This is a genomic window from Amycolatopsis xylanica, from assembly GCF_900107045.1.
Lineage (GTDB): Bacteria > Actinomycetota > Actinomycetes > Mycobacteriales > Pseudonocardiaceae > Amycolatopsis > Amycolatopsis xylanica.
This window is the reverse complement of record NZ_FNON01000007.1, coordinates 25314-47097: the sequence shown is the minus strand read 5'-3', so window position 1 is coordinate 47097 and position 21784 is coordinate 25314. Positions and strand designations below refer to the sequence as shown.

19 protein-coding genes are annotated in these 21784 nt (G+C 68.2%); 7 read left to right on the top strand and 12 right to left on the bottom strand.

What is annotated here, in order from left to right:
- Positions 1 to 353 precede the first annotated feature (353 nt).
- A complete protein-coding gene (locus BLV57_RS29715) occupies positions 354 to 1706 on the top strand; it encodes an MFS transporter (protein ID WP_091294370.1) in 1353 nt (450 codons plus the stop codon).
- A gap of 147 nt (positions 1707 to 1853) precedes the next feature.
- Here the strand turns inward: BLV57_RS29715 and BLV57_RS29710 are convergent, their stop codons facing one another.
- The 9 genes from BLV57_RS29710 to BLV57_RS29670 form a co-directional block, all read right to left on the bottom strand.
- Positions 1854 to 3953 (bottom strand): MMPL family transporter, encoded by a 2100-nt coding sequence (locus BLV57_RS29710; RefSeq protein WP_091294368.1) that lies wholly within the window; start codon positions 3951 to 3953, stop codon positions 1854 to 1856.
- 39 nt (positions 3954 to 3992) lie between these two features.
- Positions 3993 to 4628 carry a TetR/AcrR family transcriptional regulator gene (locus BLV57_RS29705; protein WP_091294366.1) on the bottom strand — a complete coding sequence of 212 codons (636 nt, stop codon included), beginning with the start codon at positions 4626 to 4628 and terminating at the stop codon, positions 3993 to 3995.
- Between the two features lie 23 nt (positions 4629 to 4651).
- Entirely contained in the window at positions 4652 to 6346 is a 1695-nt protein-coding gene (locus BLV57_RS29700; protein WP_091294363.1) for a flavin monoamine oxidase family protein, read from the bottom strand.
- Positions 6343 to 7119 (bottom strand): carbon-nitrogen hydrolase family protein, encoded by a 777-nt coding sequence (locus tag BLV57_RS29695; protein ID WP_091294362.1) that lies wholly within the window; start codon positions 7117 to 7119, stop codon positions 6343 to 6345. Before BLV57_RS29695 ends, BLV57_RS29700 begins: the two co-directional genes overlap by 4 nt.
- Positions 7116 to 8549, bottom strand: coding sequence for an amino acid permease (locus BLV57_RS29690; protein ID WP_176968874.1), 1434 nt, complete (start codon positions 8547 to 8549; stop codon positions 7116 to 7118). The genes BLV57_RS29695 and BLV57_RS29690 overlap by 4 nt, the downstream gene beginning before the upstream one ends.
- Positions 8550 to 8866: 317 nt before the next feature.
- Positions 8867 to 10162 carry a sensor histidine kinase gene (locus BLV57_RS29685; RefSeq protein ID WP_091294358.1) on the bottom strand — a complete coding sequence of 432 codons (1296 nt, stop codon included), beginning with the start codon at positions 10160 to 10162 and terminating at the stop codon, positions 8867 to 8869.
- Between the two features lie 2 nt (positions 10163 to 10164).
- A complete protein-coding gene (locus BLV57_RS29680) occupies positions 10165 to 10863 on the bottom strand; it encodes a response regulator transcription factor (protein WP_091294356.1) in 699 nt (232 codons plus the stop codon).
- 599 nt (positions 10864 to 11462) lie between these two features.
- Entirely contained in the window at positions 11463 to 12326 is an 864-nt protein-coding gene (locus BLV57_RS29675; RefSeq protein ID WP_091294354.1) for a peptidylprolyl isomerase, read from the bottom strand.
- 26 nt (positions 12327 to 12352) lie between these two features.
- Positions 12353 to 12991: a TetR/AcrR family transcriptional regulator gene (locus tag BLV57_RS29670; RefSeq protein ID WP_176968873.1), complete on the bottom strand. Its 639-nt coding sequence runs from the start codon at positions 12989 to 12991 to the stop codon at positions 12353 to 12355.
- A gap of 156 nt (positions 12992 to 13147) precedes the next feature.
- On the opposite strand from BLV57_RS29670, the gene BLV57_RS29665 reads away from it, so the two are divergent.
- Entirely contained in the window at positions 13148 to 14350 is a 1203-nt protein-coding gene (locus BLV57_RS29665) for an FAD-dependent oxidoreductase (RefSeq protein WP_091294350.1), read from the top strand.
- On the opposite strand, the gene BLV57_RS29660 is transcribed toward BLV57_RS29665, so the two are convergent.
- From BLV57_RS29660 to BLV57_RS29650, 3 genes are all read right to left on the bottom strand, one after another.
- Positions 14347 to 15156, bottom strand: coding sequence for a sugar phosphate isomerase/epimerase family protein (locus tag BLV57_RS29660; protein WP_091295048.1), 810 nt, complete (start codon positions 15154 to 15156; stop codon positions 14347 to 14349). The genes BLV57_RS29665 and BLV57_RS29660 overlap by 4 nt on opposite strands.
- Complete coding sequence (locus BLV57_RS29655; protein WP_091294349.1) at positions 15156 to 16280, bottom strand: dihydrodipicolinate synthase family protein; 1125 nt, start codon at positions 16278 to 16280, stop codon at positions 15156 to 15158. The genes BLV57_RS29660 and BLV57_RS29655 overlap by 1 nt, the downstream gene beginning before the upstream one ends.
- Before the next feature lie 81 nt (positions 16281 to 16361).
- A complete protein-coding gene (locus BLV57_RS29650; RefSeq protein ID WP_091294347.1) occupies positions 16362 to 17390 on the bottom strand; it encodes a LacI family DNA-binding transcriptional regulator in 1029 nt (342 codons plus the stop codon).
- 127 nt (positions 17391 to 17517) lie between these two features.
- Between BLV57_RS29650 and pip the strand changes: the two genes are divergently transcribed.
- The 5 genes from pip to BLV57_RS29625 all read left to right on the top strand — a co-directional run bounded on the left by pip (position 17518) and on the right by BLV57_RS29625 (position 21597).
- Positions 17518 to 18477: a prolyl aminopeptidase gene (gene pip / locus BLV57_RS29645; RefSeq protein ID WP_091294346.1), complete on the top strand. Its 960-nt coding sequence runs from the start codon at positions 17518 to 17520 to the stop codon at positions 18475 to 18477.
- 13 nt (positions 18478 to 18490) lie between these two features.
- Complete coding sequence (locus tag BLV57_RS29640; RefSeq protein ID WP_091294344.1) at positions 18491 to 18895, top strand: nitroreductase family deazaflavin-dependent oxidoreductase; 405 nt, start codon at positions 18491 to 18493, stop codon at positions 18893 to 18895.
- A gap of 55 nt (positions 18896 to 18950) precedes the next feature.
- Entirely contained in the window at positions 18951 to 19700 is a 750-nt protein-coding gene (locus tag BLV57_RS29635) for a lysophospholipid acyltransferase family protein (protein ID WP_091295046.1), read from the top strand.
- Positions 19701 to 19716: 16 nt separating this feature from the next.
- Positions 19717 to 21102, top strand: a complete 1386-nt coding sequence (gene lpdA, locus BLV57_RS29630; protein ID WP_091294342.1) for a dihydrolipoyl dehydrogenase — start codon at positions 19717 to 19719, stop codon at positions 21100 to 21102.
- Positions 21103 to 21168: 66 nt separating this feature from the next.
- A complete protein-coding gene (locus tag BLV57_RS29625) occupies positions 21169 to 21597 on the top strand; it encodes a nitroreductase/quinone reductase family protein (RefSeq protein WP_091294341.1) in 429 nt (142 codons plus the stop codon).
- Positions 21598 to 21784 lie beyond the last annotated feature (187 nt).

Genomic DNA, 21784 nt, shown 5'->3' with positions numbered 1-21784 from the left:
TCTCCCACGGTAGGAAGTAATTCTGGTCGGCTCATCACCGGCAGACTTTCGCGCGTCACCCTTTGTATCGGGTGTCCGTTATCGGCAGAATTGATTCGACGCAGGCGTGGTGCGGGGGAACACCAGTGCAGGCGGAATCACGCAGTCGGGGTGATAAGTGGGGATGACGGTAGCCAGGCCTCGCACTGAATGCAAGTCACTGCGCAAGCTCTCCCCGACCGGGTGACAACCGTATTCGCACTGATGTGACTCTCAGCGATAATTCCCGGTCGCCGTGAAAGGAATTCGTTTCTAAAGAGTGAGAGCCGGGGGTGCCGGGTGACCGCTTTCCGTGTGCGTTCATAGTGAAAGAGATGGAAACCACAAGCAGGCGCTGGTGGACTCTCGCCGCCGGCGTGCTGGGTGGTGCGATGGTCGGCCTCGACGGCACGGCGACCACGATCGCCGCCCCCTACATCTCCGCCTCGGCGGGCGCGACCCTCGGCCAGCTCGAACTCATCGCGAACGCCTACCTGGTCGCGCTGGCACTCGGCCTCCTCCCGGCGGGCAGGCTCGCCGACCGCATCGGCCGCCGCCGCACCTTCATCATCGGCGTGCTCGGCTTCGGCGCCGCCTCACTCGGCATCGCCCTGTCCGACGGCGTCTGGTCCCTCGTCGTTTTCCGCGTGCTCCAAGGCCTCGCGGGCGCCCTGCTGCAGCCGGCGGCGCTGGCACTGGTCCGTGCCGCCTTCCCCGCCGACAAACTCGGTCTCCCCCTTGGCATCTGGGGCGGCGCCAACGCACTGGCCATCGGACTCGGCCCGGTGCTCGCGGGCGTCGTCGTGCAGGGTTTCGGCTGGCAGGCGGTGTTCGCGCTGAACGTACCGGTTGCGCTCATCACGGTCGCGCTGGCCTGGAAGTTCGCCTCGGAATCCCGCGGCGTCCCCGGTTCCGGCCGGGTCCGGCGGTTGCTCGCTTCCCGTGCGGTGTCGGTCGGAGCGATCCTGGTCGGCGTGAGCTCGTTCGGCGTCTTCGGGCTGTTGTTCCTGCTCACGCTCTACCTCCAGAACGTGCGCGGCCTGTCCCCGGTCACGGCTGGCGCGTGGATGCTCGGCCCGACCTGTGTGGTCGTGCTCTCGGCCCCGATCGGCGGCCTGCTCGCTCAGCGCTTCGGCCCGCGCTGGCCGGTGAGCGCGGGGCTCGTGCTGGTCGCGTGCGGTCTCATCGGCCTGTCATTCCTCGACACCCGATCGAGTTTCACGGCCGTCCTGTCTTCCGGTGCCTTGGCCGGGTTCGGCACCGGGCTGTGCGTGATCGCCGCGACCGAAGCCATCATGGGCGCCTGCCCGGACTCCGCGACCGGCTCCGCTTCGGCGTTGCAGCAGGTCGCTTCCCAAGCCGGGGGCGTGCTCGGCATTGTCGCGACGGGCGCGATCCTGACCTGGCAGGTCACCGCGACGCTCCCGGAGCGCGTCGCCCGGATCGCACTGTCCTACCGCGACCAGGCCGCCTTGCTCACCGCCCCCGACGCGGTTTCCCAAGGCTTCGCACCCCGTGTCTCGGCGGCTGCCCGCGCGACAGCCCACCTGACCTTCGTCGACGCGATGTCCACGGCCCTGTTGTTGGCCGCCTTCATCGCGCTGGGCGGCGCCGTCCTCGCACTCATGCTGCCGCGCCCGGCCGCAGTGCCCACGATCCCCGGCCTCGTGAGTGTTCCGGCCGGTTAGAACCGGCCATACCACTCACGACCCCTTACGCCGGGGTTGCGCTCGCGAGGATCAGGTGCGCTGAGTCGCGCTGCTGACGTGACAAGGGCGGCCCTTGTCACCTCTAGCGTGACAAGGGCCGCCCTTGTCACCCTTGCCAGACCCCACTCAGCGCTTGGCGAGTTTGCTCGGCCACCACAGGACTTTGCCGAGGTCGACCGCCAGCGCGGGCACGAGGAGCGAGCGGACGACGAAGGTGTCCAGCAGGACCCCGAACGCGACTAGGAACGCGACCTGGGCCAGGAACAAGATCGGGATCACCGACAGGGCCGCGAAGGTCGCCGCGAGCACGACGCCCGCCGAGGTGATCACGCCGCCGGTGACCGTCAAGGCGTTCAACGTCCCGCGTTCCGTGCCCAGACGCAGCGCTTCCTCGCGTGCGCGGGTCATCAGGAAGATGTTGTAGTCGATGCCCAGGGCGACCAGGAAGACGAAGGCGTACAACGGGATCGCGGGATCGGCGCCGGGGAAGCCGAGCAGGTCGTTGAACACCCAGGCGCCGACGCCCAGTGTCGCGCCGAAGGACAGGACGACCGTCGCCATCAGCAGCAACGGGATCACCAGCGCGCGCAACAGCAAGGCCAGCACGAGGAAGATCACCAGCAGGACGATCGGGATGATCGTGTTGCGGTCGTGGGTGGCCGCGGTGACCATGTCCTGCTGCTGGGCGGTCGCGCCGCCGACTTTGGCGTCGGCGCCGGGGATCGCGTGGACCGCCGATCGCAGGCGGTGGACGACGGTGTCGGCGGCGGGGGAGTCGGCCGGGGCGCGGAGGGTGGCCGTGATCTCGGCCGTTCCGTCGATGACCTTCGTCGCCAGGTCGGCGATGCCCGGGTCGGTCTTGATCGCGGCGAGGACGAGGCCTGCCTTGTCCTCGCGGCACATGATGACCGCGGGGCTTCCGGTGCCGCCGGGGAAATGCGCGGTGAGCGCGTTTTGGCCGGTCACGGCGTCGACCTCGGTCAGGAACAGGTCCTGCTGGGAGGTGCCGTGCGCTTTGAGGGACGGGACGAAGGCGACGCCGATGAGCAGCGCCAGCGCGGTGAGCGCCCACGTCCAGCGAGGCCTTTTCTGGACCAGGGAAGCGATCTTGTCGAAAATGCCGCGCGTGATCAGGCGATGTTTGCGCGGGTAGGGGTGGGACGGCCAGAAAGCCGCGCGGCCTGCCAGCGACAGCACCGCGGGCAGGAAGGTCAGTGAGGACGCCAGCGCGCCCGCGATGCCGATCGCCGCGACCGGGCCGAGGCTGCGGTTGGAGGTGAGTTCGCTGGCCAGCATGCACAGCATGCCGAGGATGACCGTGCCGCCGGAGGCCGCGATCGGTTCGAACGACGAGCGCCAGGCGATGCGCATGGCGGACGGCGCGTGGGTCGTGCGCAGGAGCTCTTCGCGGTAGCGCGAGACCAGGAGCAGCGCGTAGTCCGTCGCCGCGCCGAAGACCAAGATCAGCAGGATCCCTTGTGACTGCCCGTTCAAGGTCAGCACGCCCGCCTTCGCGAGCGCGTAGATGACCGCAGACGACGACGCGAGCGCGAGCCCCGCGGAGATCAGGACGAACAGCGGCAGCAGCGGGCTGCGGTAGACGATGATCAGGATCAACGCCACCAGCACGGCCGTGATCAGCAGCAATACCCCGTCGATGCCGCCGAACACCTCGGCCAGGTCGGCGTTGTAGCCGCCGGGACCGGTCGCCAGCGCGCGCAACCCGTCGGGCAGGCCGGTCGACGCGATGAGCCGGAGATCCTTGACCACCGCGCCGGCCTTGTAGGGATCTTCGCCTGAGACCGGCAGCAGCACTTGGGCCGCGCGGCCGTCGACGGAGAAGATCGGGGGCGAGCCGGGGCCGTCGAGTCCTCGGGTGCCGGACAGTTCGGCGGCCTTCTCGGCGATGGTGACCTGGTCGATCGTGGTCAGGCCGGTCGCGCGCTCGAACACCACGACCGTGACGAGCAGCCGCCGCTGGGCGAACTTCTCCTGCAGTTCCTGCACGGCCGTCGACTCGGCGCCCGCGGGCAGGAAGGAACTCGGGTCGTTGCTCTGGATCTCGGTCAGTTTCCCTGGGAAGGGTCCGGTCGCGCCGCCGAGCACCAGCCAGCACACGAGCAGCACCGCGGGCAACAGCCAAGGACGCGGGCGGCGGGGAGGTGGAGGCGGGGTCCGGGGTTCGAGCAGGAGCGTTCCCGAGAAGGTTCCGCTCAGGGGGGTCATAGCGGTTCGACCCTCTCACAAAGCCCCTTGACTACTCGCTCACTCGATAGGCTGATTCTCCGCCTGGATCACCGGAAAGACTTCGCCCACGAGCGTGACCAGAGATTTGCTGAGCAAGGTGTGCACCTGCTCGCGGGTGAGCGAACCACGCACCAGCCATTCCCGGCCCGCCGCCTTCACCATCCCGCCGAACGCACGGACGAGCGCGTTCAGTTCCGGGCCGTGCTCGCTCTCACGGGAGAGGCCGACTGCTTCGAGCACGCGGTCGGCCGACTCCTTGTCCGCTTCTTCGAGGATCTCTTCGATCTCGAGATCACGGCCGATGCCCTCCGGGGCGATGGCCGCGAGCCAGGTGCGCTCCTGCTTCGTCACCATGTCGAGGAACCAGTCGATGGCGACGTCCGCGCGAAGCTCCAGCGGCCCCTCCGGGAGGATCTCGACGGCCATGCGCGGCACGATGAGCGCACGCCGGATGACCGCGAGGTACAGCTCTCGTTTGGTTCCAAAGTAGTGGTTGATCAGACCACGGGCGACGCCAGCCTCGGCCGCAATGTCCGATGTGGACACCTCGGAATAGGGGCGCTGCCCGAACAGCTGCACGGCGCAGGTGAAGATTTGCTCCTTTCGCTCATCCGGTTCCAGTCGGCGCCATCTCGGTGGGGGCTCGCTGCTCATGTGTTTATTTTTACACGATTCACTCACTCAGGCAGATTAATCGGGGAAATGTCGTCGAAAATATCCCCGGGTCCCGGGTTGGCCTGGTCGGTCGCGCCGCCGAAATGCCGGATGACACCCCACACCGCGTTCAGCGCGGTCTGGACCGCGCCCTCCGCCCAGCCCGCCGTCCACGAGACGTCGTCGCCCGCGATGAACAGGCCGCGGTAGCGCGGTTCCAGCCTGTCCTGCATGAAGTGCGTGAACAATCGGCGCTGGTAGCGGTAGTGGCCGGGCAGGTTCGCCTTGAACGCGCCCATGAAGTTCGGCTCCGCTTCCCATGACACGGTGACCGGGTCACCGATGATGTGCCGTCGGACATCCACGGTCGGGTATATCTCACGCAGGGACTGCAGCATCACCTCCACGCGCTCGGAAACCGAGAGGGGGAGCCATTTCAGTGAATCATCGGCCCAGGTGTAGGACAGGCAGATAACCGCTGGTGAAGCCGGGTCGTCGCCGAGCAGATAGGTGCCGCGCGGCATCCGGTCGGTGAGCGTCATGCTCATCACGTCGCGCCCGGTCTCCGGATCCTTGTCCAGCCAGAACGGACGGTCGACAGGGACGAAAACCTTCGACGAGGCCATGTAGTGCGTCCGCTCGATCGCGGTCCAGTGATCGATGGGGAACAGTGATTCGTCGCACGAGATGGTCGAAAGTAACATCCAGCTCTGCGCGGTGAAGACGGCCGCCGGGTAGGTCCTGATACTGCCGTTGGTGTCGGTGACGGTGATGTTGTTGGGGGCCGTGCGGTGCAGGTGGGCGACGCCCGGCAGCGGTTTCCCCCCTTCGTGCAACGACTTCAGGCTGGTTCCGGCAGGCCAGTGCGTCAGGTGCTCCGGCGCGCGCTCCCACAAGCGCAACGGCAGCTGGCGGCTGCCGCCGACGATGCTGCGGTGTTCGTCGTCCGCACCGGTATAGACCACGCGCAGGATTTCGAGAATCGAGTTCGGGAAGTCGGTGTCCCAGCCGCCGGTACCGAACCCCACCTGCCCGAAGATCTCGCGGTCGCGGAAGGAGGCGAACGCGGGGGAGTCGCACAGGAACCCGTAGAACGTCTGATTGTCCAGTTTTTCGACCAGCCCGTCCCAGATCCGCTTGATGGTCTTGACGTCGCGCTCACGGATGGCGGTCTGCATCTCCGCGAACTCGACTTGTTCTTCTAACGTGCGCTGCCACGCTCGCGCAACATCAGAGAAGACTTCGGGTAGGTCGTCTTGCGTCGTCGCGTAGTGGCTCTGCCCCTTCAGGTCCACCACCGTGCTCGGGGTGCCGGGCGCGAGCGGGTTCGGGAACGGCGTGGTCTCGAGGCCGACCTTGTCGATGTAGTGGAACAAGGCGGTCGAGGACGGCGGGAAGCGCATCGCGCCCATCTCCGCGGTGACCCCCGACGGCGCGCCGGGGAAACCGACCGTGCGCAGCCGTCCGCCGAGCTCGTCGATCTCGTAGACCACGGGGCGCAGCCCCAGCTTCATCAGCTCGTACGCGGTGACGATGCCCGACAGCCCGCCGCCGATCACGGCGACCTCGGTGCCGTACTTCCCGGGCGGCACCGAGCCGAGGCCCGCCGGGTTCGCGAGGTAGTCGTCGTAGGCGAAGGGGAAGTCGGGGCCGAACATGGTGATCGGCTTGCCTGCCGGCTCATCCGTGTGGATCGCGGTGGGAACGGCGGACGTCATGATGTGGTTCCTTTGTTCAGTAGCGGGTACAGCTCGGGCCTGCGATCGGCCAGGTGGGTGTTTTCGGTACGGGAGTGCCGCAGTGTGTCGCGGTCGACGGTCGCGACGAGCAGCTCTTCGCCGCCGCCCGCCTTGGCGAGCACGTCGCCGGTCGGCGCGACGACCGTGCTGCGGCCGCAGTAGTCGAGTTCCGCTTCGACATCGCATCGGTTCGCGTAGGCCACGTAAAGCTGGCTCTCGTAGGCGCGCGAACGCACGACCGTGTCGGCGACCAGCTCGTACGGGCTCATCAGCGCGGTCGGCACGATGAGTAGTTCCGTGCCCGCGAGCGCGTGCGCCCGCACGAGCTCGGGGAATTCGACGTCGTAGCAGATCAGGAAACCGACGGTGAGCCCGCCGAATTCCGTTTGCACGATCGCCTCGTCACCGGGTGTGAACCAGTTCTTGTCCAGTTCCCCGAAAAGGTGGGTCTTCCGGTAATTGGCAATTCGTGTGCCTTGTGCGTCAATCAGCTGAACACTGTTGAATACTTTCTCACCGACGCGCTCCGGATAGCCGTAGGCGATGGCCACGCCGGTGCCGCTCGCGATCTTCGCGACCCGCTCCGCGGTCGGGCCGTCGGCCGGTTCGGCGCGCTCGTGCACCGCCGCGCCGATGTTGTAGCCGGTGGTGATCATCTCGGCGCAGACGAGCAGGTCGGCTCCCGCGCCGGCGGCCTTGAAGCCGGCTTCGGTGAGCGCCGAGTAGGGGCCTTGGTGGACTGCGATGATCACGTACGCCTCGCCAGTTCTGATTTGCGGATGCCGTAGCCGAAGTACAGACCCAGGCCGAGCAGCATCCAGCCGCCGAACACGATCCAGGTCTCCACGTCGAGACTGAACATCATGTAGAGGCAGCACGCGACCCCGAGCAGCGGTGTCACCGGCGAGAACGGCACCCGGAACGAACGCTGCTGGTCGGGCCTGCGCCGGCGCAGCAGGATCACCGCCACGTTGACCAGGCCGAACGCGAACAGTGTGCCGATGCTGGTGGCGTCGGCCAGCTTGCCGAGCGGGATGAACGCGGCGAGCAGCGCGACGAACACGGACACGACCAGCGTGTTGATCTTCGGGGTGCCGCTCTTCGGATCCACTTTGGACATGAACTTCGGGACCAGCCCGTCACGCGACATGGCGAACAGGATGCGGGTCTGGCCATAGAGGACGGTCAGCACGACGCTCGAGATCGCCACGATGGCGCCGATCGCCAGCAGGATCGACCACAGCTTGTTGCTCACGATGCTGGTGAGCACCTGGGACAGCGCCGCCTCGTTCGAGTCGAACTTCTGCCAGGGGAACGCGCCGACCGCGGCGACCGCGACCAGGCAGTAGAGCAGCGTGACGATGCCCAGCGAGAGCAGGATCGCGCGCGGCAGGTCCTTCTGCGGGTTCTTCGCCTCCTCGCCCGCGGTCGACGCGGCGTCGAAGCCGATGTAGGAGAAGAACAGCTTCGCGCCGCCCGCGCTCATCCCGGCCAGACCCAGCGGCAGGAACGGCTTGAAGTTGCCCGCCTTGACCGCGGTGAAGGCGATCGCGCAGAACAGCACCAGCGTCGCGACCTTGACGACCACCATGACGAAGTTCGCGCGTGCGCTCTCCTTGGCGCCGCCGAGCAGCAGGAACATCGCGAGCAGCACGACCGCGATCGCGGGCAGGTTGACGATCCCGCCGGCGTCACCCGGAGGCTGGCTCAGCGCGTCCGGGATGCCGAAGCCGAAGAGCAGGTTCAGCAGCTCGTTGAGGTACTGGCCCCAGCCGACCGCGACCGAGGCGACGGACACGCCGTACTCCAGCACCAGGCACCACCCGCAGACCCAGGCGATCAGCTCGCCGAGCGTGGCGTAGGTATAGGAGTAGGAGGAGCCGGAGAGCGGGATCATGCCGGCCAGCTCGGCGTAGGAGAGCGCCGAGAACAACGCGGTGATGCCCGCGAGGATGAACGAGACGACCACGGCCGGGCCCGCGACGGGGACCGCCTGGCCGAGCACGACGAAGATGCCGCTGCCGAGTGTCGCGCCGATGCTGAGCGTGGTCAGCTGACCGAGGCCGAGCGACCGCTTGAGGTGGCCGCCCTCGCCTTCGCCACCGTGCGCCACCAGGTCCTCGACCGATTTGCGCCGGAAGAGCACTGCCCTGGTCGCGCTGGACCCGGTTCGCTGAGTCACTGAAGTCCTCCTCGTCGAGGTGTGTATCGCGTCAACGGTATCGGTCGTTCTTGGACGCGAAAACACCGATCGATTGCGAAGAGGAAGATCACCCTGGCGATCTGTTGTGCTGATGCGGAATATCGTGGCGATTCGTTTCTCTGCCTCTTCGCTCTGCCGATGGACCGTTCGGCTCGACCTTGGCCGCGTCGGCGAGGCCCGGCAACCCGGCGGTCCGGATGGCCCAGGCAAAGTGTCAGCTAACTTTCGGTATACCTTCCGCTGGCGTACGACCGTCTAGGGTCACCCGCAGGCCCGGCCGGCGCGGATGATCCCCCCTAGTCCCCGTCCGCCGGGTCTTCCCCTGGGAGCAGCAGGGTGAAGGTCGGCGGTTTCGGCCGGGTGAGGCGCAGCCGTCCGCCCTCGGCCTCGGCGAGGCTGCGGGCCAGCGCCAACCCGATGCCGTGACCCTCCGCGGTGGTGTGCGCGAGCGCGAACAGGTCGACCTCGCCGTCGATGCCCGCGCCCTCGTCGCTGACGTCGACCGCGATCGCGTCGCCCGCCTCCCTGACCGTGACGGTCACCGTCCCGCTGCCGTGGTTCACCGCGTTGTCCACCAGCACGCCGAGCACCTGGCGCACCGCGGCGGCCGACGCGCGGGGCGGCCAGGTGTCGGAGGTGACGACGCGCAGGCCGCGGCCGTCGAGCAGCTGCTCCCAGCCCGGCCGGAGCTCGGCGAGCAGCGCGTGGAGGTCGAGCGGCGTGTCCGGCTTGCGGGACTGGCGCGACAGCGCGATCAGGTCGTCGATGGTCCGCTCGAGCCGGTCCGCCGACGAGATGCCTGCCGCGATGGCGTGCCTCGGGTCCATGTCGGGTGATTCGAGCGCGGCTTCGAGTTGCAGGCGCAGGCCGGTCAGCGGGGTACGCAGCTGGTGCGAAGCGTTGGCGGCGAAGGCCTGCTCCCGCTCCAGGGTTTCGCGGATGCGCTCGGCGGTCGTGTCGAGCGTCTCGGCCACCCGGTCGGTCTCCGGCAGCCCGGCGCGGCGCGCCCGGACGGTGAAGTCGCCCTCGCCGAGCCGCTCGGCCGCGGCGGACAGTTCCTCCAGCGGCCTGGCCAGCCGCGCGGCGAGCCGCCTGGCGACCAGCCACGTGGTGGCGATCGCGACGGCCGCCAGGCCGAGCATGCCGAGCCAGGTCACCCCGACGTGGCGGTAGAGCTGGCTCTGCGGGATCGCCGCGCGGACCATCCCGCTCAGCTCCTCGCCGTTGACCACGGGAACGGCCACGACGAGCTGGTCACCGACGTCACCGCTCGCCCAGTCGGAGCTTCTGGCCTTCATCACGACATGGTCGGCCTTCTTGGGGCCGTCGCCGATCAGCAGCGTGCCGTCCGGCGTGTAGACGCCGACCCGCGCCTCCGACTCCTCGGCGTCCAGCTTCGGGAGCCTGGTCGGCGGAATGCCCTCCACCAGGTCGGGCGCCACGGCCACCATGACGGAGTCGGCGGCCCGTTCCAGCTCGGAGTACTCGCTGGCCCGATAGAACTTGACCACCCCGAAGCCCAGCGGCAGCCCGAAGAGGAAGATCGCCAGCATCGCCGCCGTCACGGCCAGCGTGACGATCCTTCTCCGCATGGTTACACGCTCGGTCGTTCGAGCCGGTACCCGTGCCCGCGCAGCGTCGAGATGCGCGGCGCCTCCTCAGGTGTCATCGCGGATTCGGTGAGCTTGCGCCGCAGCGCCGCGATGTGCACGTCGAGCGTCTTGGTGGAGCCGTACCAGTGCTCGTCCCACACCTCGCTCATCAGCGTGTCTCGGCTGACGGCCACTCCCGGCTCCTCGGCGAGCCTCGCCAGCAGGTCGAACTCCTTGGCCCGCAAGCTGATCTCCCGCCCGCCGAGGCACACCCGCCGCCCGGCGGTGTCGACGGTCAGCCGCCCGACCTCGATCGGCGGCTTGCTCGGCGTGTGCGTGGTGCCCCGCCGCAGGTGCGCCCGCACCCGCGCGAGCAGCTCACCGAGCCGCACCGGCTTGGTCAGGTAGTCGTCGGCACCCGCCTCGAGCCCGACGACGACATCCATCTCGTCCTGCCGCGCGGTCAGGATCACCAGCACAGTCGACGGCAGCGCCGCGCGCAGCCTCCGGCACACCTCGACCCCGTCCAGGTCGGGCAGCCCGAGGTCCAGCAGCACGAGATCGAAGTCCCCGTGCTCCGCCTCGATGAGCGCGCCGCGGCCGGTCCGCTGCCACGAGATCTGGTAGCCGTGCAGCCGGAGGCTGGAGTCCAGCACCGAACCGATCGTCTCGTCGTCTTCCACCACCAGCAGCCTCGACATGCCCGCAGCGTAGTCAACGACCCGGCGGTTGGCCGATCAACCGGTGAGACAGCTCACCCCGGTGGGTTCGGCCGTGGTTGAAACTGTCCTAAAAGGACCTCGGTGTGCTTGGGGTTCGGCGCTTTCCGAAGCCGGTCGTGGTGGTGCGGGGATGATGGGACCGCTGCTCGGTGACCCGTTGTGGGCTGGCTCTTTGGCTGTGCGGCTGGGTTCCGTGGTCGGCGCTGACCGGGTGACTGGGTTCTCGGGGAGTTGGTGGTGAATTTTCTACTGTGAGGGCCTCCTTCACCCAGCCGTGCGGACCGCGGTCGTGAGCGAGGGGATCCCCTGTTGCATTGAACGCAGCAGGGGATCCCCTCGCTCCAACCTGACAAGGCTTGTGCGAGTGGTACCTCTGCTTCGTTAGATGCAGCAGAGGTACCACTCGCGCCGACACCCACCCTGATCCGAGCTTGGTGACGCAGTGAGGGGACCCCCGAGTGCTTACCACGCACTCAAAGGGCACACTCACTTCGCTACGCACCCACCTCGAACTCGGCCAAGAAAATCCACACCGACCAGCCCCGGGAACACGCCAAATTTGGCCTTCCGCTCAAGAACTAGCCGACGGTGACTTCGCTGAACTGCACCGCCATGACCGGGGGACCGGAGCCGTCCTGGGCAGGTGATGGCTTCGACTGATCGATCCCGGCCTTGGCGACCTTGTCGAGCACGCTCAGTCCTTCGTCGGAGATGCTGCCAAAGACGGTGTAGCTCGGCGGGAGCGGGGCGTCGCCGAAGACCATGAAGAACTGGCTGCCGTTGGTGCCCGGCCCTGCGTTGGCCATGGCGAGGATGCCGCGGCCGTACTGGAGCTGAGGGAAGACCTCGTCGTCGAACGCGTAGCCGGGCCCGCCAGTGCCTTGGCCGGTCGGGTCGCCGCACTGCAGCATCTGCAGGCCCTCCACGCTGAGCCGGTGGCAGGACGTGCCGGTGTAGAAGCCTTGCTTCGCCAGGCTGACGAAGCTGGCGACCGTGCAGGGCGCGAGCGCGCGGTCGAGGTCCAGCCCGATCGTGCCCGCGCCGGTCCTCAGGGTGACCGTCGCCTTGCCGGAGGCGGGCACGTTGCCGTCGGCGGGTTTCGTGGCGGGCTTCGAGGTGGGCCGGTCGGACGTGGCCTTGTACTCACAGCCGGTCGGGTCGGGCAGCGGGGTCGGGCGCTTCGGCAGTGGTGTTCGTGAGCCGTCGATCTGGACCGGCGCGCTCGTCGGCGGGGCCGAGGTGCTGCTGCTCGTCGTGACACGGTCGCCCGCCACTGCGCCGCTGCTGTCGCCGTTGAGGTAGTGCAAGGCCAGCACGATGCCGGTTCCTCCGGCCACGAGCACGGCCACGACGCCGAGGGTGATCCAGAGCCAGGGCGTCTTCGGGCGCGGGGGCGGCCCGCCTTGACCTGGGAAGGGTGGCGGCTGAGGCGGGTATGTCATGCGGTGGATCTTAGGGGGTCACAGACCTACGGCGAGCGCTGAGCGATCAGCGCTTCGACGCCGTCGAGGATGCGGGCCAGGCCGAACGAGTAGTCGAACTCGCGCTCGGCTTTGTCCTTGCTGGACGCGTAGTCGAAGGCGCCCGCGTCGACTGCGGCGCGCAGCGCGGGGAAGCGGTCGGCTTCGACGAGGTCGCCGAGCAAGGCGCTGTAGGGCACCCGGGCGGCTTGGGTGGTGGGGCCGCGTTCGGCCGTGAACCGCGCGGTGGTGTGCAAATAGCTCGCGAGCAGCAAAACGACGCCCACCTTGTCGCGTTCGCTGAGGCGGGTTTCGCCGAGCATGCCGAGCGCGCGATCCGTCCACGTCAGATGATTGGGCGTGACCGGTGGACCGGTGATCGGGATATGCACGATCCAGGGATGGGCGCGGAGCAATTCCCATTGTTCCTGGCACCAGAAACGGAGACCCGCTCGCCAGTCCGCGTGCGGCTCGTCGAGCGCGGGCGGGACGGCCGCGACCCAGTCCAGCATGAGCAGCAGCAGGTCGTCCTTGCTCTTGACGTGCCGATACAGCGACATGGCCGTGAAACCCAGTCGCTCAGCGATTTTCGCCATCGAGACGGCTTCGAGGCCGTCGGCGTCGGCGAGTTCGACGGCCGTTCGCACGATGTGCGAAACACTCAACCGCTGCTTGGGTGCCGGTGGGTCCGTTTGGTCCCAAAGCATGTCAAGTCCGGTGGGCGGAGTGTTGTGGTTCATCGCACTCACATTCGCTGGTTCGGCGGGGGTCTGACGCACCAGTTTATGGCATATACTCGATATATGACATACACGGCTTTGATTGTCGGCGGCGGCATCGCAGGTCCACTGAGCGCGATCGCCTTGCGTGAAGCGGGAATCGACTCGGTCATCTATGAGGCTTATGAAAAGACCGCGGACGGTGTCGGCGCGTTCCTGACGCTCGCGGTGAACGCGCTCGACGCGCTGCGTGTGCTCGATCTCGACGGCGTCGTCCGCAAGCTGGGCTTCGACACGCCACGCATATCGATCATCAGCGGCTCCGGGAAAACACTCGGCGAGCTGCCCTACGGTGGCGCCCGCGCGGACGGCTCCGCCAGCCAGACCATGAGACGGGCCGATCTCTACGCCACGCTGCGGGAGGAGGCGATCCGGCGTGGCGTGCGCATCGAGTACGGCAAGCGCCTCGTCGACGCCGAGAAGACCGAAACTGGCGTGCTCGCCAGGTTCGCCGACGGCACGACGGCCGAGGGCGACCTGCTGATCGGCGCGGACGGCCTGCGCTCGCGCACCCGCGAGATCATCGACCCGCAGGCGCCGAGCGCCCGCTACGTCGGCCTGCTTAACATCGGCGGATACGCCAAGGACGTCAAGTTCGAGCTCGAGCCCGGCGTGATGAACTCGATCTTCGGCCGCAGCTGCTTCTTCGCCTGCATGCAGAGCCCGAGCGGCGAGGTGTGGTGGGTGGCCAACCCGGCGCGCCCGGTCGAGCCGACCGCCGAGGAGCTGGCCGCGATCAGCACCGAGCAGTGGCGAGCCGAGCTGATGGCGATGTTCGCCGGTGACCGCGGTCCCGCGCTCGAAGTCGTCAAGGCGACCGACGAGTTCTTCGCGGGCTGGAACACCTATGACTTCCCGTCCGTGCCGAAGTGGCACAACGGCCGCATGGTGATCATCGGGGACGCGGCGCACGCCACCTCCCCGTCGAGCGGCCAGGGCGCGGCGATGGCCATCGAGGACACGGTCGTCCTCGCGAAGTGCTTGCGGGACAACACAGACATCGCCACGGCGCTGACCAAGTACGAGTCGCTGCGCCGCGAGCGAGTCGAGGCCGTCGTCGAACTCGGCAAGAAGAACGGCGACTGGAAGGCCGCCGGTCCGCTCGCCCGCATCCTGCGCGATCCGATCATGCGCGTGATGCTCAAGCGAGCGGCCCGCGGCGGCAACGAAAGCCTGCGATGGCTTTACGAGAACAAGATCGATTGGAACGAGCCCAGCAAGGTCTAAGCGACGTGATCCCGATATGCGGCAATGACCTCCGCCAGCACTTCGCCTCCGGGTCGTTGCCACAATTCGGTGTTGAACACCTCGACCTCGATCGGGCCGGTGTAGCCTGCCGCCTCGACGCAGGCACGCAGATGACGATGATCGATGGGGCCGTCGCCGGGGAGCGCGCGGCCCATCAACGGATCCGTCAGCGGCCACATCTGGTCGCAGACATGGAAACCGAGGATCCGCCCTGCCGCCTTCGCGATCGTCTCCTCGATGCGCGGGTCCCACCAGACATGGAACTCGTCGACGATGACGCCGACCGAGTCCGCCGGGTGCTCCTCGGCGATCGCCAGCGCCTGGTCCAAAGTAGACAGCACGGACCGTTCCGCGCATTGGATGGGGTGCAACGGTTCCAGGCCCAGCCGGACACCCCGCTCCCGTGCGTACGGGGCCAGCTCACCGACCGCGTCGGCCACGCGCTGGCGCGAGAGCACCAGATCGTTCTCCGCGATGCCGCCCACCACCAGCACCAGCACATCGGTGCCGAGCTGAGCGGCCTCGTCGATCGCCTCGCGGGTCTGCGCGATGCCGTCGACGGGGGAGCCGTCCGGGTTCACCCCCGTGAAGAAACCACCACGGCACAAGGAAGACACGCGCAGGCCGTGCTCGGCGACCAGCCTCGCGGTTTCCGCGACGCCGGTCTCGGCGACCTTGTCGCGCCACAGCCCGATCCAGCCGACGCCCGCTTCCGCGCAGCCTTTGACGGCTTCGGGCACCGACCAGGTCTTGGTCGTGATCTGGTTGAGGCTCAGGCGGTCCATCACCACACCCCGGCGGTCTCGAGCAGCGGGCGCATGCGGCGCACCGCGAGGTCGGGGTCGGTGAGCACGCCCGCCTCGTCGGCGAGCCGGAGCACGGTGGCCAGATGCGTGATCGAGCGCGCCGACTCCAGGCCGCCGAGCATGCGGAAATGGTTCTGGTGCCCGTTGAGGTAGGCCAGGAACACCACGCCGGTCTTGTAGAACTGGGTCGGCGCGCGGAAAATTTGCCGCGCCAGCGGCACGGTCGGGTCGAGCAGCGCTCGGAATCCGGCGGTGTCACCGGCGTCCAGGCGGTCGAACGCGGCGCCCGCGACCGGCGCGATCGGGTCGAAGATGCCGAGCAGCGCCTCGCTGTGACCCTGCTCGTCGCCCGCGATCAGCTCGGGGTAGTTGAAGTCGTCGCCGGTGTAGCAGGCGACGCCGTCGGGCAGCGCGCGCCGGAACACGGTCTCGATTTCGGCGTCCAGCACGGAAACCTTGACGCCGACGATCTTCTCGGCGTGTTCGGCGCACAGCGCGGCCAGTTCGTCGGCCGCCTCGCGGACGTCGTTGTGGCCCCAGTAACCGGCAAGCGAAGCGTCGAACTGCTCGCCGAGCCAGTGCAGCAGCACCGGCTGTTCCACTGTGGACAGGAGCTTCCCGTACGCGGCGCGGTAGTCAGCAGGGCCGGAAGCCGCTGCGGCGAGCGCCCGGCTGGCCATCAGCACCGGAAGCGCGCCCGCTTCGACGACCAGGTCGTACTGCTCGCGCCAGGCGGCGACGATGGCGTCCACTGTGGAGGGACCGGCGGGCAGCTGATCGGTGCCGACCCCCGCGACCCACGGGCCTTGCGCGTCGGCGCCGGTGCGCTTGATCAGCTTCTGGGTTTCGGCCCAGTCCAGGCCCATGCCACGCTGCGCGGTGTCCATCGCCTCGGCCACGCCGAGCCCGCACGACCAGAGGTGCTGCCGGAACGCGGCGGTGGTGTCCCAGTCGAGTTCGCCGGTCAGCGGGTCGAGCACGACGTGCGCGGCCGCGTAGGCGGTGCGTGTGGCCGACTGTCCCCGCGACGGTGGCGCGAAACCGGTGCCGGAAGGGGTCCACCGCGTCAGATCGCCGTCCGGGGTGGGCAGCAAGAGCGTCATGGGCCGCCTTTCTCCTGTCTTCTGAAAGCGCTTTCTCACCAGAAGGTAGGTCACGACGGGCGAGAGGACAAGACCGGCCGGTCAGACCTTGGCGGTGCTCTCGCGGAGCACCACTTCGCCTGCCAGGCGCAGGATCCGGCTGCGGGTGCCGCGTGCGCCCTTGAGCGCGAGGTCCATCGCGTGTTCGCCCAGTGCTTCGAGCGGCAGCGCGACCGTGGTCAGCGCCGGGGTGAGATCGCGCACAACCGGGATGTCATCGAATCCGGCAAGCGAAATGTCCTGGGGCACCGAGACGCCCGCTTCCCTGAACGCGGTGAGCGCGCCGATCGCCATCACGTCGGTCACGGCGAACACACAGGTCGCGGGGTGTTTCCTGGCCAGCAGCTCCCGCGCGGCCGCATAGCCGCCGTCACGGGTGAACGGCGCCTCGAAGATGTCGGAGTCCTTGAGCTTCACGCCGTGCAACGCCAGCTCGTCGGCGAACCCGCCGAGCCGGTCGCTGACCGTGGTCAGCGCGCGCGGCCCGGTCAGCACCGCGAACTTGCGGTGCCCGAGGTCGGTCAGCGCGCGGGCGAGCGCGGCTGCGCCCTCGCGGTTCTCCGGCTGGACGGTGTCGACCTTGAGACTGCGGTGCCTGCTGACTACAGCTACCTGGCCGCCGCCGCGCCGGTACGGGTCGAGTTCGGCGGCCATCGCCCGCTCCCAGCCGCGGTCCTCGAAGCCGGACCCGATCAGCAGGATCGCCGACGCGCGCTGCGCGCGGAGCATCGAGACGTACTCGACCTCCTTCTGCGGATCGCGGAAGGTGCTGGCCAGCATGACCAGCAGGCCGTTGTCGCCTGCCACGCGCATGACGCCGCGGGCGACCGCCGCGAAGTACGGGTCGCTGACGTCGTGGCAGATCACGCCCACGGTCGGCTGCGCGCCACCCGCGAGCGCCTGCGCGTGCGCGTTGGGCGTGTACGCCAGCTCCGAAGCGGCCGAGACCACGCGATCACGCAGGTCGGAGCGGACATTGGTGGTGCCGTTGAGCACGCGGGACGCCGTCGCCAGCGAAACCTGCGCGCTGCGTGCGACGTCGGAGAGAGTCACGTGAGGACGCGCGGTCATGATCCCTCCGGGGGCATACTGGGTCCATACGACGGTGGACCGGCCAGTAGGCCGGTCGGGCGCAAGTGTAGCCAGCTTCCGGCGCGGAAAGCGCCGTCCGCCACGCCCGTTCGGCATAGTGAGGGCCATGACCGGCCTCTACCCCGAACTCGAAACCTATCGGCACGGGATGCTCGATGTAGGTGATGGCAACGAGATCTATTGGGAGGAAAGCGGGAATCCGGACGGAAAACCGGTGGTGTTCCTGCACGGCGGGCCTGGCGGCGGGGCGAGCCCCCGGCACCGCAGGCTGTTCGACCCGGATCGCTACCGGATCGTCATCTTCGATCAGCGTGGCTGCGGGCGCAGCATCCCCCACTGCGGGGACCCGGCCGCCGACCTCGCGTCCAACACCACCTGGCATCTCGTGGCCGACATCGAACGCCTCCGCGAGCACCTCGGCGTCGACCGCTGGATGGTCTTCGGCGGGTCTTGGGGGAGCACGCTCGGCCTCGCGTACGCCGAGACCCATCCGGATCGGGTCACCGAGCTGGTCCTGCGCGGGATCGCGGTGTTGCGGAAGAAGGAACTCGACTGGCTCTACGGCGGTGGCGCCGGGATGTTGTTCCCCGAGAACTGGGCGCGGTTCCTGGAGCCGGTGCCGGTCGAGCGCCGGGGCGAGGACCTGATCGAGGTGTTCCACGAGCTGCTCTACGACGAAGATCCGCTGGTCCGCACCACCGCCGCGCTCGCGTGGAGCCGCTGGGAGGGCGAGGTGCTCAAGCTGCTGCCCAGCCAGGAGGTGGTCGACGCGTTCAGCGACCCCGGGTTCGCGCTGGCCATCGCCAGGATCGAGAACCACTACTTCCGGCACGGCGGCTGGCTGGAGGAGGGGCAGCTGCTGCGTGACGCCGGGAAGATCGAGGGCATTCCGTGCGTTCTAGTGCAGGGAAGGTACGACGTGGTCACCCCCGCCACCACCGCGTGGGAGCTCAAGCAGCTGCTTCCGGGTGCGGAGCTGATCATCGTCGACGACGCTGGACACGCGTTCGACGAGCCGGGCACGCTGCACGCGCTCGTCGGCGCGACGAACCGATTCGCTGACTGAAGGAGCCGTTTAGATGCTGTTCGGTGACGAGCACGTCCGCCGCTACGAGGAGACCGACGGAAAGGAAGGTCACGACTGGAACGGCGGGGTGCCGACCCTGGTGCTCACCACGAAGGGCCGCAAGACCGGCCAGGAGCGCAAGTTCGCGCTCATCTACCAGGAAGTCGACGGCAACCCGGTGATCGTCGCGTCCAAGGGCGGGGCGCCGAACCACCCCGGCTGGTACCTCAACCTGCTCGCCGACCCCGAGGCCAAGGTCCAGATCTGGGGCGACAAGTTCACCGCACGCGCGCGCACGACCGAGGGCGAGGAGCGGGCCAAGCTGTGGCCGATCATGGCCAAGGTCTGGCCGGACTACGACAACTACCAGACCAAGACCGACCGCGAGATCCCGGTGGTGGTGCTCGAGCGAGTGTGACGTCGGCCTACTGGCCGATCCGCGGGTCCATCGGCTACGAATAGCGCTTGTGCTGATCGGAAACCGATGGACCGCGCTGGACACTCTCACGTTCGGGCAGATGGTCGCGTATGGCAGGCGCTTCGCCCGTGCGGGCCGGGGCTTCTGGTTCAGCCTCGCCATCGACGTGGTGTGGCCGTTCCTCGTGCTGTTCACCCGCTTCCGGGTGAGCGGATCGCTGCCGAAGACCGGCGGCGTGCTGGTCGCGTCGAACCATCTGTCCTTCGCGGACCCGACCACGGTGACCGCGTTCTGCCTCGAAGCCGGCCGCGTGCCGCGTTACCTGGCGAAAGCGAGCCTGTGGGACGCGCCGGTGGTCGGCAACATCATGCGCTCGGGCAAGCACATCCCCGTCTACCGCGGCGCGCCGACGGCTTCGGAGGCGTTCCGCGACGCCGTCGCCGCGGTCCGCGCGGGGGAGTGCGTCGCGATCTTCCCGGAGGCGACGTTCTCCGACCGGGCCGACCGCTGGCCGATGAAGGGCAAGACCGGCACGGCGCGCATCGCGCTGGAGACCGGGGCGCCGGTGATCCCGCTGGCGAACTGGGGCACCCACGAGCTGCTCCCGGCCGGGTCGTTCGTGCCGCGCGTGCTGCGCCGCAAGACGGTCCACCTGATCGCCGGTCCGCCGGTCTACCTCGACGACCTCGCCGGCCCCGACCCGACGCGCGAGGTGCTGGACGAGGCCACCGCGCGGATCATGACGGCGATCACGTCGCTGCTGGCGCAGGCGCGGCGCGAATCACCCCCTTCTCCCAGTGAGTGAGAGTAAATTCCGGGGTATGAGTGCAGACTTCGATGTGGTCGTTCTGGGCGCCGGTGTCGGCGGGTACGTCGCGGCGATCCGGGCTTCGCAACTGGGCCTGAAGGTCGCGGTGGTGGAGGAGAAGTACTGGGGCGGCGTGTGCCTCAACGTCGGATGCATCCCGTCGAAGGCGCTCCTGCGCAACGCCGAACTCGCGCACATCGTGACCAAGGAGGCCAAGACCTTCGGCATCTCCGGCACGGAGAACGTCCGCTTCGACTACGGCGCGGCCTTCGACCGCAGCCGCAAGGTCGCCGACGGCCGGGTCAAGGGCGTGCACTTCCTGATGAAGAAGAACGGCATCACGGAGTTCGACGGCCGCGGTGAGTTCATCGACGACCACACCCTGCGCGTGAACGGCTCGACGATCACGTTCGACCACTGCGTCATCGCGACCGGCGCGTCCGCCCGCCTGCTGCCGGGCACTTCGCGAAGCTCTCGGGTGGTCAGCTACGAGCAGCAGATCATGGAGCGCGACCTCCCCGGCAGCATCATCATCGCCGGCGCGGGCGCGATCGGCGTCGAGTTCGCGTACGTGCTGCACAACTACGGCGTCGACGTGACCATTGTGGAGTTCCTCGACCGCATGGTCCCGCTGGAGGACGCCGAGGTCTCGGCCGAGCTGGCCCGCCGCTACCGCAAGCTGGGCATTCGCGTCCTGACCTCGACGCGCGTCGAGTCGATCGACGACTCGGGACCGTCGGTGCGCGTGACCGTGTCCTCGAAGGACGGCCAGCAGGTGCTCGAGGCCGACAAGGTGTTGCAGGCCATCGGTTTCCAGCCCCGGGTCGAGGGCTACGGCCTGGAGAAGACCGGCGTCGCGCTGACCGACCGCGGCGCCATCGCCGTCGACGGCCGGGGCCGGACGAACGTGCCGCACATCTTCGCGATCGGCGACGTGACCGCGAAGCTCATGCTGGCGCACGCGTCGGAGTCGATGGGCGTGGTCGCGGCGGAGACGATCGCGGGCGCGGAGACCATGGAGCTGGACTTCGTGATGATCCCGCGCGCGACGTACTGCCAGCCGCAGATCGCGTCTTTCGGCTGGACCGAGGCCCAGGCCCGCGAGAAGGGTTTCGACGTCCAGGTCGCGAAGTTCCCGTTCACGGCGAACGGGAAGGCACACGGTCTCGGCGAGGCCGTCGGGTTCGTGAAGATCATCAGCGATGGTGAGCATGGGGAGCTCTTGGGCGCTCACCTGATCGGGCCCGAGGTCACGGAGCTGCTGCCCGAGCTGACGCTGGCGCAGCAGTGGGACCTGACCGTGCACGAGGTCGCGCGGAACGTCCACGCGCACCCGACACTGGGCGAAGCCGTCAAGGAGGCCATCCACGGCCTCGCCGGCCACATGATCAACATGTAGTAGGTCGTGAGTGGTATGGCCGGTTCTAACCGGCCATACCACTCACGACTCCTTTACGCTCTCCCCATGCCTAGTGATTTCTCGCTGAAAGCGATGAACGCCGTCCACCGTGGCCTGCTCAAGATCACGGGCGGCCGGGCCGGCTGGTCCGTCGCGAACATGCCGGTGCTGGAGCTGACCACCATCGGGCGCAAGTCGGGCGAGCCGCGCAAGGTCATGCTGACCTCGCCGCTGCGCGAAGGCGACGCGATCGTCGTCGTCGCTTCGCGGGGTGGGGACGACACGCACCCGGCGTGGTTCCTCAACCTGCGTGACAACCCCGACGTCGAGGTCGCGCTCGGCGGCAAGCCCGCGCAGAAGATGCACGCCAGGGTCGCCACCGCCGAAGAGCGGGCGCGGATGTGGCCGAAGATCACGGCCGACTACAAGAACTACGCGCAGTACCAGACCAAGACGAAGCGCGAGATCCCGCTCGTCCTGCTCGAAAACGCCTAAAGAGGTCGTGAGTGGTATGGCCGGTTCTAACCGGCGAAAACACTCACGACCCCATTCTCGTCGGCCGCACCCGCAGCAGGTCCGTGGTCCGGCTTTGGGTGAGGGCCTCCCTCACTCGAAGTCTTGGGTGAGGGAGGCCCTCACTCGGCCGACCGTGGATGAAGGCTCCCTTCATAGCCAGGTGAGT

What these genes read in the sequence shown, in the direction of transcription:
- BLV57_RS29715 (WP_091294370.1), top strand. Translation starts at nt 354, where the DNA reads ATGGAAACCACAAGCAGGCGCTGGTGGACTCTCGCCGCCGGCGTGCTG.
- BLV57_RS29710 (WP_091294368.1), bottom strand. Translation starts at nt 3,953, where the DNA reads ATGACCCCCCTGAGCGGAACCTTCTCGGGAACGCTCCTGCTCGAACCC.
- BLV57_RS29705 (WP_091294366.1), bottom strand. Translation starts at nt 4,628, where the DNA reads ATGAGCAGCGAGCCCCCACCGAGATGGCGCCGACTGGAACCGGATGAG.
- BLV57_RS29700 (WP_091294363.1), bottom strand. Translation starts at nt 6,346, where the DNA reads ATGACGTCCGCCGTTCCCACCGCGATCCACACGGATGAGCCGGCAGGC.
- BLV57_RS29685 (WP_091294358.1), bottom strand. Translation starts at nt 10,162, where the DNA reads ATGCGGAGAAGGATCGTCACGCTGGCCGTGACGGCGGCGATGCTGGCG.
- BLV57_RS29680 (WP_091294356.1), bottom strand. Translation starts at nt 10,863, where the DNA reads ATGTCGAGGCTGCTGGTGGTGGAAGACGACGAGACGATCGGTTCGGTG.
- BLV57_RS29675 (WP_091294354.1), bottom strand. Translation starts at nt 12,326, where the DNA reads ATGACATACCCGCCTCAGCCGCCACCCTTCCCAGGTCAAGGCGGGCCG.
- BLV57_RS29665 (WP_091294350.1), top strand. Translation starts at nt 13,148, where the DNA reads ATGACATACACGGCTTTGATTGTCGGCGGCGGCATCGCAGGTCCACTG.
- BLV57_RS29660 (WP_091295048.1), bottom strand. Translation starts at nt 15,156, where the DNA reads ATGGACCGCCTGAGCCTCAACCAGATCACGACCAAGACCTGGTCGGTG.
- BLV57_RS29655 (WP_091294349.1), bottom strand. Translation starts at nt 16,280, where the DNA reads ATGACGCTCTTGCTGCCCACCCCGGACGGCGATCTGACGCGGTGGACC.
- BLV57_RS29650 (WP_091294347.1), bottom strand. Translation starts at nt 17,390, where the DNA reads ATGACCGCGCGTCCTCACGTGACTCTCTCCGACGTCGCACGCAGCGCG.
- pip (WP_091294346.1), top strand. Translation starts at nt 17,518, where the DNA reads ATGACCGGCCTCTACCCCGAACTCGAAACCTATCGGCACGGGATGCTC.
- BLV57_RS29640 (WP_091294344.1), top strand. Translation starts at nt 18,491, where the DNA reads ATGCTGTTCGGTGACGAGCACGTCCGCCGCTACGAGGAGACCGACGGA.
- lpdA (WP_091294342.1), top strand. Translation starts at nt 19,717, where the DNA reads ATGAGTGCAGACTTCGATGTGGTCGTTCTGGGCGCCGGTGTCGGCGGG.
- BLV57_RS29625 (WP_091294341.1), top strand. Translation starts at nt 21,169, where the DNA reads ATGCCTAGTGATTTCTCGCTGAAAGCGATGAACGCCGTCCACCGTGGC.